Source organism: Bradyrhizobium sp. Bra78 (assembly GCF_024519855.1).
Taxonomy (GTDB): Bacteria; Pseudomonadota; Alphaproteobacteria; order Rhizobiales; family Xanthobacteraceae; genus Bradyrhizobium; species Bradyrhizobium japonicum_G.
On sequence record NZ_JALJRE010000014.1, the window covers coordinates 137,475 to 152,101 of the forward strand.

The following is a 14,627-nucleotide window of genomic DNA, read 5'->3' on the forward strand; positions in this document are numbered from 1 at the left end:
CGAATCCTAACGCGCGGCGGAGCCCTTACGCCGCCCTGATATTGCCCATGAAGCGATCGAGTTCGGCGCGCAGGCGGGTGCTTTCGGACGACAGCGTCTTGGCCGAGTTCAGTACTTCTTCCGAGGCCGAGCCGGTCTCGGCCGCACCGCGATTGACCTCGCCGATATCGGTGGCCGCAGTCTGGGTGCCCTGCGCGACGGTCTGGACGCTGCGGGCGATTTCCTGCGTCGCTGCGCCTTGCTCTTCCACCGCGCTGGCGATGGACGTCGAGATCGACGAGATCTGCCCGATGGTCGCGCCGATCTCCTTGATCGCGGCGACCGATTCGGCGGTTGCGCCTTGCATGCCGGCGATGTGCGAGGAGATTTCGTCGGTCGCCTTTGCCGTCTGGCTCGCCAGCGACTTCACTTCGCTGGCGACAACTGCGAAGCCACGACCGGCGTCTCCGGCGCGTGCGGCCTCGATGGTCGCGTTGAGCGCCAGAAGATTGGTCTGCTCGGCAATCGCGGTGATCAGCTTGACGACTTCGCCGATCTGCTGGGCCGCATGCGAGAGCTTGCCGATACGACTATCGGTCTCCTTGGCCTGCACCACCGCAGCCTCTGCGATACGGCTGGAATCGCGGACCTGGCGGCCGATCTCCTCGACGGAGGCCGAAAGCTCTTCCGTCGCGGTCGCGACCGATTGCATGTTGCTGGAGGCCTGCTCGGAGACCCCGGCGACCTGGCTCGACAGGCTTTGCGTGGTCTCGGCGGTGCGGGTCAGCGTGGAGGCCGCCGATTCCAGCTGCACGGCGGACGCCGAGACGTTGGAGACGATGGCGCCGACCGCGCTCTCGAAATCGTCGGCGAAGCGGATCAGCTCGGAACGGCGGGCAGCGCTCGCTTCCTTGTTCTGGGCCTCGTTGACGGCGGCGTCGCGTTCGGCCTTGGCCACGGCTTGCAGCTTGAACTCCTCGACCGCGCCGGCCATCTCGCCGATCTCGTCCTTGCGGCCGAGACCCGGCAGCACGACGTCGAAATTACCCGACGCAAGCTCGCGCATCGCCTTGCACATCGCGATCATCGGACGCGAGATGCCGGTGCCGAGCAGGAAAGCGAGGACCGCGCCGAGCAGCGTGCCGCCGATGGCCAGCATCAGCACCAGTTGCTCGGTCTTCCCGATGGTGGATTCCGATTCGGTATCCAGCCGCTGCTGCTCGGCGACGAGGTCCGCCTTCATGGCGGTGGCGCCCTGCAGGATCGCGCCGGCCGAGCCGCTCATTTCGGTGACGAGTTCGTCGACCAACTTGGCGTTGGCGATCAGCTTCTCCAGCGATTCGCGATAGGCTCCCAAGAGGTCCTTGGCGTCCTTCAGGCCGGCGACGATCTTGTCGTCCATGGAATAGACCGCGCCGAGGGAGTTCTCGACGAATTTCAGCCGCGCCAGCGCGCTGGTCGCAATCGCCTGGTCGGACGTCAGCACGAAATTGGTCGCGGCCGCGGTCGCAGTCTGGAATTGGGCATTGACCTGCTTGGTGCCGAACTCGATCGCCTGCGCCTCGGAATCGGAGGCGTTGTTGCCGATGTCGTCGAGCTTGTACTTCAGCAGGTTGGCGTTGCGCATGAGCTGGTTCTGCACCAGCAGCGCGCTGTCACGCTTGGCCTGGAGGACTTTTGCGAAAGTCGCCGAGAAGTTGGAGAACTCCTTGGCGAGCTTGCCCAGGCTCTCCTGCCGCGCCGGCTTCTTGGCGCTCTTGACCGCCTTGTCGATGGCGTTCCTCAGGCCGGTCTCGGCGTCCAGCGCCGCCTTGGCGTCGTCCTCCTTGCCGGTGACGACGAAATACTTCACGGCCGAGCGGTAGGCGAGCAGCTCACGGTCGATGTTGCGGGCGAGATCGGCCTCGGTAACGCTGCTGCGGTAGGACCCGACCCCGAACGAGACCCGCTCGAAGCCGAAATAAGAGAAGGCCATGCTGCCGGCGGAGATCACCAGCACCGCAGCAAAGCCGAGGATGATCTTGGCGCGGAACCTGAGGGTCGGAAATATTGTTCGCTTCGACGGCGACGCGGTACGCCCGGACATTCCCACCCCCATTTATATTCAGCCGCGTTCCGGAGGCGCCCCGCCCCCAGACCCGCATGCGCAAAACTAGGGCACAATGGATAAAGGGCGGTAAATTCGTCAGGCCCGCAATCACGGGGTTGGCCGGGATCGCCGCCGCGCCCTGCAGCTCGCCGCAGCCCGGCCCGGCATGTGTTGCGGCCGCGCTGGAAAGGCCCTACTCTTCCGATACTTGGCGCCAGACCAAGCCTATCCAGAGAGGGAGCTACCGAGTGGGACAAACCGATTTTCGGTTTGGCAATTCCTCCGGCGTTGCCGTTGCGAAGTCGAAGGCGTCGACCGTGGAACAGGCGGTGGCCGAGCTCGCGGGCCAGATTCCGTCCGACGACACCGCGCTCATCCTGGTCTTCCTATCCCCGCATTACGACCCCCACCACTTCATCGCCGAGATCACCGCACATTTTGCAGAGATCCTGATCTGCGGCTGCACCACGGCGGGCGAGCTTGCGCCCGACGGTTGGGATGAGAACAGCGTCGTGGCCCTCGCCTTCAGCCGCGAGGATTTCAGCGCGGCGGCCCGGCCGATTCTCAATCTTCAGAATTTCCGCGTCGAGGACGGCCGCAGGGCCGGCGCAGAGCTGCGGCAGGAATTGCGTATCTCGTCGGAGGTCGATGGCGGCAGCTCCTTCGGGCTGGTGCTGATCGACGGCCTTTGCCGCCGGGAAGAAGCCGTCATGTCCGCCATCTATGCCTCGCTGGACGACATTCCGATCGTCGGAGGGTCGGCAGGCGACGGAATGCGCTTCGAGAAGACCTGGGTGTTCTTCGACGGCAAGGCCCACACCAATGCCGCCCTCCTGATCCTTCTCAACACCACGCTGCCGTTCCGCGTCTTCAAGTGCGACAACTTCGAGCCGCGATCGCAGAAGATGGTGGTGACAGAAGCCGACGTCGAAAATCGTACGGTCAGGGAGTTGAACGCGGAGCCGGCGGCCGAGGAATATTCGCGCATGGTCGGCATCATGGATGCCAAGCTCGACCCGTTCTCCTTCGCGTCCCATCCGGTGCTGGTCCGCGTCGGCGGCTCCTATTACGCACGGTCGATCCAGCGCGTCGAGCCCGACGGCTCCCTGCATTTCTTCTGCGCGATCGACGAAGGCATGGTCTTGACGGCCGCGACCTCGCGGAGCCTGGTCGGGGCGACCCGCGACCTCTTTGCGGAAACCCGCGATCAGATCGGCGATGTCTCTCTCTATATTGGGTTCGAATGCCTGCTGCGCAGGCTCGACGCAGAGCAGCATCAACTCGCCCGCGACATGTCGGAGCTCTATCGGGACAATCGCGTCATCGGTTTTCACACCTACGGCGAACAGTTCGGCTCGATGCACGTGAACCAGACCTTCACCGGCGTCGCCATCGGCAGGCGGCGGACGTGACCGAGGTCTGGCAGGATCCGGAAACGGTCGAGCAGCTGCGGCGAGAGGCCGCGAAGCTGAAGAAGATCAACGCCGCGTTGATGTCCCGCGTTGAGCGCTCGATGGATCAGCAGCTCAACGCCTTCTCGCTGTTCGAGACCGCGATCGCGCTCGACCACCAGGTGCGCGACCGTACCCAGCAATTGCGGGATGCGCTGCACTCCGTCGAACGGGCCAATGAAGGGCTCTACCGCGCCAAGCAACAGGCCGAGGCCGCCAGTTCGCTGAAATCGTCGGTTCTGATCTCGGTGACGCACGACCTGCTCCAGCCCCTGAACGCAGCGCGGCTGACGCTGTCGGCGCTTGCCGAAATGATGGAGTCGCAGGATGGCGCCCTGCTCGTCGACCAGGTCGACCGCTCGCTGATGACGCTGGAAGACCTGTTGCGCTCGCTCCTTGAAATCGCGAAGCTCGATGCCGGCGCGCTGAAGCCCGACGTGCGGCCGATCGCCGTCGCGCCGCTGTTCACGCAGCTGCGCAACGAATTCGAGCCGATCGCCTCGCGGCAAGGTCTCTCACTGCGCATTCGTCCTTCCTTGCTTGCAGTATCGTCCGACGCAATGATGCTGAGGCGAATCCTGCAAAACCTGCTGGCAAACGCCATCCGTTATACGCGCACCGGCGGTGTCATCATGGGATGCCGGCGGCGGGGCGGTCGCGTCTGCATACAGGTGACCGACTCCGGGCCTGGCATCGCCCATGCGCAACAGGAAGCGATCTTCCGCGAGTTCCAGCGCGGCGAGGCCAATGCCATCGACCAGGCCGGCTTCGGGCTCGGCCTGTCAATCGTTCGTCGCTTCGCCACGGTGCTCGGCCACGACGTACGACTCTCGTCGCAGATCGGACACGGATCGACATTCGTCCTGGAGCTGGAGCAGGCGGATCGCGCCGACGTCAGTGACGACGCGCGCGAGGTCAGGCCGGCGGATCTCCAGTACGGCGGGATGGGAGGGGCAAAAATCTTGCTGATCGAGAACGATGCGTCGGGCTCGGCGGCCATGGCAGCGCTGCTGGAAGGATGGGGTTGCGACGTCGCGACAACGCGCTCCGGCGCAGAGGCCGTGCAGCGTCTGAGCGAGCTCGGCGGCGCGCCCGACACGATCATCGCGGATCTCCATCTCGATCATGGCGAGAGCGGGCTGTCGGTCGTGGAAAATATCCGTCGGCAGCTCAAGCTGGACGTGCCCGCGATGATCATCACGGCCGACTATTCCGAGAAAGCGGCCAAGGAGGCGAGCCTTTGCGGGCTCGAAGTCTTGAAGAAGCCGGTCAAGCCAGCCGAGATGCGCGCGCTGCTGTCGTTCCTGCTGACCTGATCCGGCCGTTCAGCCCTTGGAATCCGGCTTCGCGCGCGCGTGCCTGGCTTCGGCGCCGGGGCTTATCAGCGACGTAAAATCGATCCTCGACATCTCGACGATCGCCTTGGTTCGGCTGAGCACGTTCAATTTGCGCAGGATCTCGGAGACATGAACCTTGACCGTGGTCTCGGAGATGTTCAGCTCATACGCTATCTGCTTGTTCTGCAAACCACGCTTGAGCATCTCGAGGACCCGTAATTGCTGCGGCGTGAGATCGTGCAATCGTTTCAGCAGGTCACGGGTCGGGCTGGTAGACCGTAGCGGACGCGTCTGCGTGCGATAGGCCGCCGGAACACAGACCGCGCCGCGCAACACCTCGCCGATCGATTGCGCAAGCTCCTGCTTGGATGCGGACTTGAGGATGTAGCCGGAAACACCGAGCGACAGGGCGTTGCCGATGATTTGCGTATCCTTGTACCCCGACACGATGATGACCGGAATCCGCGGGAAGGCCTTGCGGATCCGGATGATGCCCGACAGACCGGTCGTCCCCGGCATCGAGAGGTCAAGCAGAATGAGATCGACGCTTTCAGTCGACGACAACAGGTCAAGTGCACCGTCGATCGAGGTGGCTTGCAGGATCTCCGCCCCGGGCGTCGCCATTTGCAGTGCGCTCTCCAGCGCCTCGCGAAACAGCGGATGGTCTTCAACGATCAGAAATCGCATCGCGTTCGAGCCGTTGTCACGTTCAGTCGCCAAACATAACGCATTTTCGGGCCGGACCGGACCGGATTTCATTGCGGCCTGCCGCGATCGGCCCGCGCATTGAGCCTGCTCTTCGGATCAGGCAATTCGAGCTTGCCGATCTCGATAACCGCCTTATTGCGGCTGAAGAGACCAAGCTTGCGCAGGATCTCGGTGATATGTGCCTTCACGGTCGATTCCGCGAGTTGGAGCTCATGGGCGATCTGCCGGTTCGGATAGCCGCGGCGAAGCAGATCCAGCACGCGAAGCTGCTGCGGCGTGAGTTCGCGAAGCTTGACCTGCAGCGCCCTGGCGCTCGCTTCCTTGCTGCGCTCGGGCGTCGCGACGAAGTCCTTCGGCACGGAAACGGAACCGCTGAGCACGCCCTCGATCGATTGCGCCAGCTCGCGCTTCGACGTCGACTTGGGAAGATAGCCGGCCGCCCCCAAGGCCAACGCCTCTCGCACCACGTGTTGGTCCTCCTCGCTCGAGACGATTGCAACGGGCAGTCGCGGATGGGTCTCGCGCAGCCGGAGGAAGCCCGAAAACCCGGTCGCATCAGGCAGCGAGAGGTCGAGCAGCGCGAGATCGATGCCCTGCTCGCCAGCAAGGACATGCAGGGCATCCTCGATCGACACGGCCTCGAAGATATGCGCCTCGGGAAGCGCCAGACGAACGGCATTGCCGAGCGCCTCGCGAAACAGCGGATGATCGTCGATGATCAGGAAGCTGGTCATGGCGCCTTCCCGGAACTCCAGCGCGGCGCCCACTCTGAGCGCGAAATGGGCGCACGCCTCAGGATCTTGACCGGCACCGAGGCGACGCGGGACGGACGCTAGCACATCTATCCGCTCCCGTACGGTCGAGCTCGTCAATCGTTCGACTCGACCTGAACGGTCGCCAGGAATGAATAAATGCTCTCGAACTGCTCATCCGTGAAGACCTCTTTCCAGGCCGGCATGCCCTTGGCCGGCCGTCCCTCATGCACGGTCTTCAAATACGTCGCGCGCATGTCGTCGCCATAGCGATGGCGCAGGAGCCGCAAATCGATCTTGCGCTCGCTCTGGATCGCGTCGGGACCATGACAGTGGGCGCAGGTGCCGTTGAAGATTTCCTTGCCGGTGCTGACCGCCTCGGCGCTTTGAGGCAAGGCGTCTCCCTTGGTCTCGGTCGCCACCACATTCGCAACCTGCGCTACGCTCGCTGCGGCCCCGGTCGTGACACCCGGCGGCTCAGCCCTCGCCGCGCTGAAGTGAACGGGTTGGCCGGCCGGCAGGCCATACTTGACCGAGAGCTCGGTGATGGCGCGCGCAAGCTGCGGCAGGACGGCGTCGACGCGGTCGCGCAGTTCGCTTGACGTCCTGGCGAAGCCGATAGCGGCGTCCCAGGAAAGGCCTTCGCCTTCAGTGACCTGGATCCGGTATCGGTCCTGATAGACAGTCTTGTTCAGCCAGCCGGCGACCGGGCCCCAGATGAAGGCAACGTCGGCCTTGCCCGCATCGAGGGCCTTCATGCCTTCCTCGGGCGACAGCACCGTGACCTTCTGGATATCGTCACGGCTCGCCAGGAGATTTTGCGGCGTGCTGGCAAACTGCACGGCGACGCGTTTGCCGCGGAGATCCTCGACACCGCCGACCGCGCGGTCCCTGGCCGTGACCAGGGCATACCCTTCCTTCGCAATGGCGCTGGAGAAGATCACCGCCGGCCCCATGAAATCGTCGGAGCGCGGCAGGCCGATCATGGCGTCACACTGCTTGCCGAGCAGCGTGACACGTACCGTGCGCTTGCCGAAATAGGACTTGTACCAATCATAGGCGATCGGCTGGCCCAGCGCCTGCGCCAGCGCCTGGCCGATCTCGACATAGAAGCCCGGTTGCGACGGACTGTCGCTGGAAAATGGAAGATTGGTCGGGTCGGCGCAGAGGCGGAACGGCTGCGGTTGGTCTGCGCGGCCTGGCACCGCTGCGATCGACGCCGCAATCGCGGCGCACACAAGGATCGTGCGATGCCGGCGATCAATTCGCCTGCCAATGCCTAATGGGTCTGAACGCATGCTCAATCTCCGGTCGATTAAGATCGAAAAGAGCGCGCGCGTATCCCGTCACCGAGGATACGCGCGCGAGTGGTCACTGGACGGAGAACACGAAGAGCGACCCGCCCTCAGGAGCCGCGGCCGTCATCTTCTTTCCAACGTCGCCCAGGAACGCCGGGAGAGCAGCGGTCCGGCCGACAACGATGGCGACGTATTGCTTGCCATCGACCATGTAGGTCACGGGACCGGCGCCGATGCCGGAACCGAGGTTCTTGGTCCAGAGCACCTTGCCTAACTTGGCATCGATGGCGCGGAAGTCGCCACGGATGTTGCCCGCAAAGACGAGGCCTCCGCCGGTGCTCAGCGTGCCGCCGTTGAACGGCAGGTCTTCCTTGATTGACCAGACCTTCTTCTGGTTTACGGGATCCCATGCCACGAGCTCGCCGAGGAAGCCGCCCGGACCTTCCTTGGTCGGGAATTCGGCACCGAGATAGAACACGCCGCGCTTGTAGGAGACTTCGCCGACCGACCAGTCCATGCACACGTTGTTGGACGGGATGTAGACGAGGCCGGTCTGCGGGTTGAACGACATCGGCTGCCAGTTCTTGCCGCCGATGAGGTTGGGACAGATGTCCTTGGCGGGATGGCCTGGCCCCGGACGCTTGTCGGGATCCTCGACCGCGCGCATGGTAGCGAGGTCGAACTTCTCCGCCCAGTTGGCGAAGACGTATTTCTCTGCCGAGAGCACCTTGCCGGTCTCGCGGTTGGCAACAAAGAAGAAGCCGTTGCGATCCGCCTTCATCAACGCCGGAACGGTGCTGCCGCCGATCTTGAGATCGGCGAGAATGGCCTCGTTGACGCCGTCATAGTCCCAGGCATCGGCCGGCGTGGTCTGGAAATGCCACTTGATCTTGCCGGTGTTCGGATCGAGCGCCAGCGTCGAGGCCGTGTAGAGGTTGGTGAGCTTGCCGAAATTGCCGTCGCCGGTCGAGCGCACCGCCGTGTTCCACGGGCCGGGATTGCTGGTGCCCCAATAGACCGTGTCGGTCTTGCCGTCGTAGGAGCCGACCAGCCACGCGGCGCCGCCGCCATGCTGGGCGGAATCGCCCTTCCAGGTGTCGCCGCCGGGTTCGTCCGGCGCAGGCACCGTGTGCGTCTCCCAGAGCTGCTTTCCGGTGTTGATGTCGAAGGCCAGCAGCGCGCCGCGCACGCCGTACTCGCCGCCGCCGAAGCCGGTGATGACCTTATCGCGCACCACCAGCGGCGGCGAGGTGATGACCGAGCCCTGCTTGTAGTCGACCACCTTCGTCGTCCACAGCGCCTTGCCGGTGGCCGCATCGAGCGCCGTCAGCTTGCCGTCGAGCCGCCCGACGAAAATCTTGCCGTCGGCATACGAGACGCCGCGATTGTTCACGTCACAGCAGGCGTGTTGCAGCACGTCGTCCGGTATCTCCGGCTCGTACGTCCATTTGCGCGCGCCGGTCGCGGCATCGAGCGCATAGACGTATTTCGGCCCCCACGAGGTCGAGACGTAGAGCGTGTTGCCGATGACGAGCGGCGAGGATTCGTTCGAGCGCAGCGACGCCAGCGAGAACGAATAGGCGAGCGACAGCTTGCCGGCGTTCTCGGTGTTGATCTGGTTGAGCGAACTGAAGCGGGTGTTGGCGTAGTCGTGTCCCGCAACCGCCCATTGATTGGCGTCGGCTTGTGCCTTGATCAGTGAATCGTTGGCGCGAACGCCGATGGTGCCGGCCGCCAGCATGGCGATCATCGAAATGCCAGCCAAGAATCCCTTGGTGCCTAAGGACATATTCCCTCCGCGATGTTGTGTTGCGCCACGTTGGGCGCTGATGCGCTTTGTGCTTGTGATGCGCAGTTCGCCTGCGAGCCATCGGGGAAAATTACAGCATCGCGCTTGCGCGCTTAGTATAGGCGGAAGGTAGTAGTGCAAATCATCGCCATATTGTCCGGCGCATGTCGTTGTCGTCGCTCGCCTCTTGCCGGATGACCGCGGCTCGAAACGCGCAATCGAACCGCGGCGGAGTTGCGCCGCAATCCCATTTTTCCGTCGAGCATAACGCGACGGGCCGCTCGTCGAATCAGGCGGAGGGAGCGACGATACCGGCAAAATTTTCGAAGAAGCTTGCGGCGAGCTTCCTGGACGTCGAGTCGATCAGTCGCGAGCCGAGTTGCGCGAGCTTTCCGCCGATCTGCGCCTCCGTCTCATAGTGGAGAACGGTGATATCGGGCGACTCCTCTTCGAGCCTGACCTTGGCGGCGCCCTTGGCAAAACCCGCGACGCCGCCCGCGCCTTCCCCGATGATGCGATAGCTGCTCGGCGCATCGATATCCGTCAATGTCACCTTGCCGTTGAAGGTTGCCTTGACCGGACCGACCTTCAGCACGACGGTCGCGCTCATCTCGGTCGGAGAAACCATCTCGAGCGATTGGCAGCCGGGAATGCAGCGCTTGAGAATGTCGGGATCATTCAGTGCGGCCCATACCGTCGCCTTCGAAGCCGGAATGCGCTGGCTATCGTTCATCCGCATCGTTTCCACCCTCCACCGTTGTTTGCGTACTCGGTTAGGTTGGTTCAGCGCGACAGACAATCGCCAGGAAGTACTAGGCGCAGCGTGGACCGCCGAAGCGCCTCCAAGTGCTGCGTCGAGTGACGCGCCGAAGGCCGCCGGCCACCCGGCACGCAGACGTCTCAACAAGCGAAATCAACGACTTAGCCTGGCGATCCCCTACTACGAAGATCGCGATTACAAAGCCGTCGGGCCGTGCTCCTATTGCTGCCAACAACGAATGCTTTCTTCAGGGAGAAACGACACGCGGCGGGCTTGGCGCCGAGGGCGAATGGTCTCGCATGATGGCGCGAGACAACGCTGCCGCAGACAAGACACGAATTTCTTCTCAGGTCGCGCCACCCTTTGGCGGCGCCACGGAACAGTTTTGCCGAAGCACGACGCTTTGGCAGTCGTCGCAATGACCTTTCCATGACGCTCGCGACCAAAATCCCAGTTGCAAAGTTCCGTTGCGCTGTCTCTAATTAGAATAACTACAAACGATCGGGAGGTATTCACGTGTCTACAGTCAAACTGACGGTGAACGGCAAGGCCGTTACCGTCGACGTCGAGGACCGCACGCTGCTGGTCCAGCTGCTGCGCGATCACCTCAATCTCACCGGAACCCATGTCGGCTGCGACACCAGCCAGTGCGGCGCCTGCGTCGTCCACATGGACGGCAAGGCGGTGAAATCCTGCACCATGCTGGCAGGCCAGGCCGACGGCGCCAGTATCACCACCATCGAAGGCATCGCCAAAGGCGAGGAGCTGCATCCGATGCAGGCCGCCTTCCGCGACAATCACGGCCTGCAGTGCGGCTATTGCACGCCGGGCATGATCATGTCCGCGATCGACATCGTGCACCGCCATGGCGGCCAGCTCGACGAAGCCACCGTGCGCCACGAGCTCGAAGGCAATATCTGCCGCTGCACCGGTTACCACAACATCGTCAAGGCCGTGCTGGATGCAGCCGGACGCATGAAGGTCTCGCAGGCGGCCGAGTAAAGCGGCCCGCCTCGAATAAGAACCACCGCTGCTGCTTTCGAGGGAAAGCGCGGTCAAGACAATTCCGGTCGGGAGGACCAGACATGGGTGTTGAAGGTATCGGCGCGCGCGTCGTGCGCAAGGAAGACAAGCGTTTCATTACCGGCAAGGGTCGCTACGTCGACGACATCAAATTGCAGGGCATGACCCATGCCCATTTCATCCGCAGCCCGCACGCGCACGCCAAGGTGAAGGGGATCGATTCCTCCGCCGCGCTGAAGATGCCGGGCGTGGTCGCGGTGCTCACGGGACAGCAGATCGTCGACGACAAGGTCGGCAACCTCATCTGCGGCTGGGCCATCACCTCCAAGGACGGCAGCCCGATGAAGATGGGCGCATGGCCGGCAATGGCGCCGGAGACGGTGCGCTTCGTCGGACAGGCCGTCGCGGTCGTGATCGCCGAGAGCAAGAATCTGGCGCGCGACGCGGCCGAGGCCGTCGTCGTGAACTATGAAGAGCTTCCCGCGGTCGCCGACGTCCAAGCCGCGATCAAGTCCGGCGCACCGCAGCTGCATCCCGAAGCCCCCGGCAACCAGGTCTACGACTGGGTGATCGGCGACGAGAGTGCGACGGACGCCGCCTTCGCCAAGGCCGCCAATGTCGTGAAGCTCGACGTCACCAACAACCGGCTCGCGCCGAACGCGATGGAGCCGCGCGCGGCGATCGCCGATTACGACGCGGCGGAAGAGCATTTCACGCTCTACACGACATCGCAGAACCCGCACGTCGCCCGTCTGGTGCTGTCGGCGTTCTACAACATCGCCCCCGAGCACAAGCTGCGCGTGATCGCTCCCGACGTCGGCGGCGGCTTCGGCTCGAAGATCTTCATCTATCCCGAGGAGATGGTGGCGCTGTGGGCCTCGAAGAAGGTCGGCCGTCCCGTGAAATGGACCGGCGACCGCACCGAGGCCTTCCTCACCGACGCGCATGGCCGCGACCACGTCACCCACGCCGAGATGGCGTTCGACGCCAACAACAAGATCACCGGCCTCAAGGTGAAGACCTACGCCAATTTCGGCGCCTACATGTCGCTGTTCTCGTCCTCGGTGCCGACCTATCTCTACGCGACGCTGCTGTCGGGCCAGTACAACATCCCGGCGATCCACGCCGAGGTGGTCGGGGTCTATACCAACACCACGCCGGTCGACGCCTATCGCGGCGCGGGCCGCCCCGAAGCGAGCTACCTGATCGAACGGCTGATGGAGACGGCGGCGCGGCAGTTGAAGGTCGATCCGGCCGCATTGCGCCGGACCAACTTCATCACCCAGTTCCCACACCAGACGCCCGTGATCATGGCCTATGACACCGGCGACTTTAATGCCTCGCTCGATGCCGCGATGAAGGCGATCGACTATGCCGGCTTTGCCGGACGCAAGGCCAAGGCGAAGGCCGACGGCAAGCTGCGCGGCATCGGCGTGTCCTGCTACATCGAGGCCTGCGGCATCGCGCCGTCCAAGGCGGTCGGCAGCCTGGGGGCCGGCGTCGGCCTGTGGGAGTCCGCAGAAGTGCGCGTCAATCCGGTCGGCACGATCGAGATCCTCACCGGCTCGCATAGCCACGGCCAGGGTCACGAGACGACGTTCTGTCAGCTCGTCGCGGAGCGCCTGGGGGTTCCCATCAGCCAGGTTTCGATCGTCCACGGCGACACCGACAAGGTGCAGTTCGGCATGGGCACCTACGGCTCGCGCTCGGCGGCCGTCGGTCTCACCGCGATCCTGAAGGCGATGGAGAAGATGGAATCCAAGGCCAAGAAGATCGCAGCGCATGCCCTCGAAGCGTCGGAAGGCGACATCGTCATCGAGAACGGCGAGTTCAAGGTGGCCGGCACCGACAAGGCGATCGCCTTCCCGATGGTCGCGCTCGCGGCCTACACCGCGCACAACCTGCCTGACGGAATGGAGCCGGGCCTGAAGGAGAGCGCCTTCTACGACCCGACCAACTTCACCTTCCCGGCCGGCACGTACATCTGCGAACTCGAGGTCGATTCCGGCACCGGCAAGACCTCCTTCGTCAACTTCGTCGCGGCCGACGATTTCGGCCGGCTGATCAACCCGATGATCGTCGAGGGCCAGGTCCATGGCGGCCTTGCCCAGGGCATCGGGCAGGCACTGCTCGAGCACGCGATCTACGATGCCAACGGCCAGCCGGTCACGGCGTCGTTCATGGACTACGCCATGCCGCGCGCCGACGATTTGCCCTCTTTCAACCTCTCCCACACCACGACGCTGTGCCCGGGCAATCCCCTGGGCATCAAGGGTTGCGGTGAGGCCGGCGCGATCGGCGCCTCTGCGGCCGTGATCAACGCGATCACGGATGCGATCGGCAAGAACAATCTGGAAATGCCCGCAACCCCCGACAGGGTGTGGCGCACGATCCACGCAGCTTAAGAGGGAGAGCCAAGATGTACCAGACCATTTATCATCGCGCCTCCACTGTCGACGAAGCCATCAGCCTGTTCGGCAAGAGCAGCGAGGCGAAATTCCTTGCTGGCGGCCAGACGCTGCTGCCGGTGATGAAGCAGCGGCTCGCCAGCCCGTCCGACCTGATCGACCTCGGCAAGATCAAGGAGCTGCAGGGCGTCGAGCTCTCCGGCGACGTGCTGACCATCAAGGCCGGCACGACCTATTTCGACATCATGCAGAGTGCCGACGTGAAGAAGGCGATCCCCGCGATCGCTTATCTCACCTCCGTGCTCGGCGATCCCGCGGTGCGCTATCGCGGCACGATCGGCGGCTCGATCGCCAATAACGATCCCGCCGCGGATTATCCGGCGGCGCTGCTTGCGCTCGGCGCCACCGTGAAGACCAACAAGCGGTCGATCGCGGCGGAGAACTTCTTTCAGGGCCTGTTCACCACCGCGCTCGAGGACGGCGAGATCATCACCGCCGTGTCGTTTCCGGTCCCGGCGAAGGCAGGCTACGAAAAGATGCGGCATCCGGCCTCGCGCTTCGCGCTGACCGGCGTGTTCGCGGCGCAGACCAAGTCGGGCGAGGTTCGGGTCGCCGCCACCGGAGCCTCGCAGAGCGGCGTGATGCGGGTCCCCGCGATCGAAGCCGCACTGAAGGCGAACTGGTCGCCGGCCGCGATCGACAGCGTCAGCATTTCAGCAAGCAATCTGCTGGCCGACATCCACGGTACGGCGGAGTACCGCGCGAACCTGATCAAGGTGATGGCACAACGCGCCGTAACCGCTGCCGGCTGATGAGGCACGATCCGGAAAAGCGTGCAGCGGTTTTCCGGAAAGTTATGCCCAAACAAAATGCTAAAGCACGATCATGATCGCGCTTTAGCGCCTCAACACAAATTTTCCGCGGCGCGCACTTCGGTGCGCGCCGCTTTTATTTTGGCCATGCGTCACGAAAACCGCTTGCCTCGCTGGCGTGAAGGCGGGAAAAGTTAATCGGTCAATTAACTCGCCCACAG

At 63.8% G+C, this 14,627-nt stretch carries 11 protein-coding genes; 5 read left to right on the forward strand and 6 right to left on the reverse strand.

Translation table 11 applies throughout. The features are described from left to right. Positions 1 to 25: 25 nt before the first annotated feature. A complete protein-coding gene (locus tag OC450_RS27645; protein ID WP_262049023.1) occupies positions 26 to 2,065 on the reverse strand; it encodes a methyl-accepting chemotaxis protein in 2,040 nt (679 codons plus the stop codon). A gap of 251 nt (positions 2,066 to 2,316) precedes the next feature. On the opposite strand from OC450_RS27645, the gene OC450_RS27650 reads away from it, so the two are divergent. Together OC450_RS27650 and OC450_RS27655 are read left to right on the forward strand one after the other, a co-directional pair. Beyond that, positions 2,317 to 3,480: an FIST N-terminal domain-containing protein gene (locus OC450_RS27650; RefSeq protein ID WP_211387245.1), complete on the forward strand. Its 1,164-nt coding sequence runs from the start codon at positions 2,317 to 2,319 to the stop codon at positions 3,478 to 3,480. Continuing rightward, positions 3,477 to 4,835, forward strand: a complete 1,359-nt coding sequence (locus OC450_RS27655; protein WP_211387244.1) for a hybrid sensor histidine kinase/response regulator — start codon at positions 3,477 to 3,479, stop codon at positions 4,833 to 4,835. The genes OC450_RS27650 and OC450_RS27655 overlap by 4 nt, the downstream gene beginning before the upstream one ends. 9 nt (positions 4,836 to 4,844) lie before the next feature. On the opposite strand, the gene OC450_RS27660 is transcribed toward OC450_RS27655, so the two are convergent. The 5 genes from OC450_RS27660 to OC450_RS27680 form a co-directional block, all read right to left on the reverse strand. Then, positions 4,845 to 5,543 (reverse strand): response regulator, encoded by a 699-nt coding sequence (locus tag OC450_RS27660; RefSeq protein ID WP_211387243.1) that lies wholly within the window; start codon positions 5,541 to 5,543, stop codon positions 4,845 to 4,847. 68 nt (positions 5,544 to 5,611) lie between these two features. After that, complete coding sequence (locus OC450_RS27665; protein ID WP_211387242.1) at positions 5,612 to 6,298, reverse strand: response regulator; 687 nt, start codon at positions 6,296 to 6,298, stop codon at positions 5,612 to 5,614. Between the two features lie 134 nt (positions 6,299 to 6,432). Beyond that, positions 6,433 to 7,614 carry a c-type cytochrome gene (locus OC450_RS27670; RefSeq protein ID WP_211387241.1) on the reverse strand — a complete coding sequence of 394 codons (1,182 nt, stop codon included), beginning with the start codon at positions 7,612 to 7,614 and terminating at the stop codon, positions 6,433 to 6,435. 73 nt (positions 7,615 to 7,687) lie between these two features. Beyond that, positions 7,688 to 9,403 (reverse strand): PQQ-dependent dehydrogenase, methanol/ethanol family, encoded by a 1,716-nt coding sequence (locus OC450_RS27675; RefSeq protein WP_262049024.1) that lies wholly within the window; start codon positions 9,401 to 9,403, stop codon positions 7,688 to 7,690. A gap of 289 nt (positions 9,404 to 9,692) precedes the next feature. Beyond that, positions 9,693 to 10,142, reverse strand: coding sequence for an SRPBCC family protein (locus OC450_RS27680; protein WP_256805428.1), 450 nt, complete (start codon positions 10,140 to 10,142; stop codon positions 9,693 to 9,695). 537 nt (positions 10,143 to 10,679) lie between these two features. Between OC450_RS27680 and OC450_RS27685 the strand changes: the two genes are divergently transcribed. The 3 genes from OC450_RS27685 (at position 10,680) to OC450_RS27695 (ending at position 14,406) form a co-directional block, all read left to right on the forward strand. Beyond that, positions 10,680 to 11,165 carry a (2Fe-2S)-binding protein gene (locus tag OC450_RS27685; protein WP_211387238.1) on the forward strand — a complete coding sequence of 162 codons (486 nt, stop codon included), beginning with the start codon at positions 10,680 to 10,682 and terminating at the stop codon, positions 11,163 to 11,165. A gap of 83 nt (positions 11,166 to 11,248) precedes the next feature. Beyond that, complete coding sequence (locus OC450_RS27690; RefSeq protein WP_256805427.1) at positions 11,249 to 13,591, forward strand: xanthine dehydrogenase family protein molybdopterin-binding subunit; 2,343 nt, start codon at positions 11,249 to 11,251, stop codon at positions 13,589 to 13,591. 14 nt (positions 13,592 to 13,605) lie between these two features. Further along, positions 13,606 to 14,406: an FAD binding domain-containing protein gene (locus OC450_RS27695; protein WP_262049025.1), complete on the forward strand. Its 801-nt coding sequence runs from the start codon at positions 13,606 to 13,608 to the stop codon at positions 14,404 to 14,406. The last annotated feature ends 221 nt before the right edge of the window (positions 14,407 to 14,627 follow it).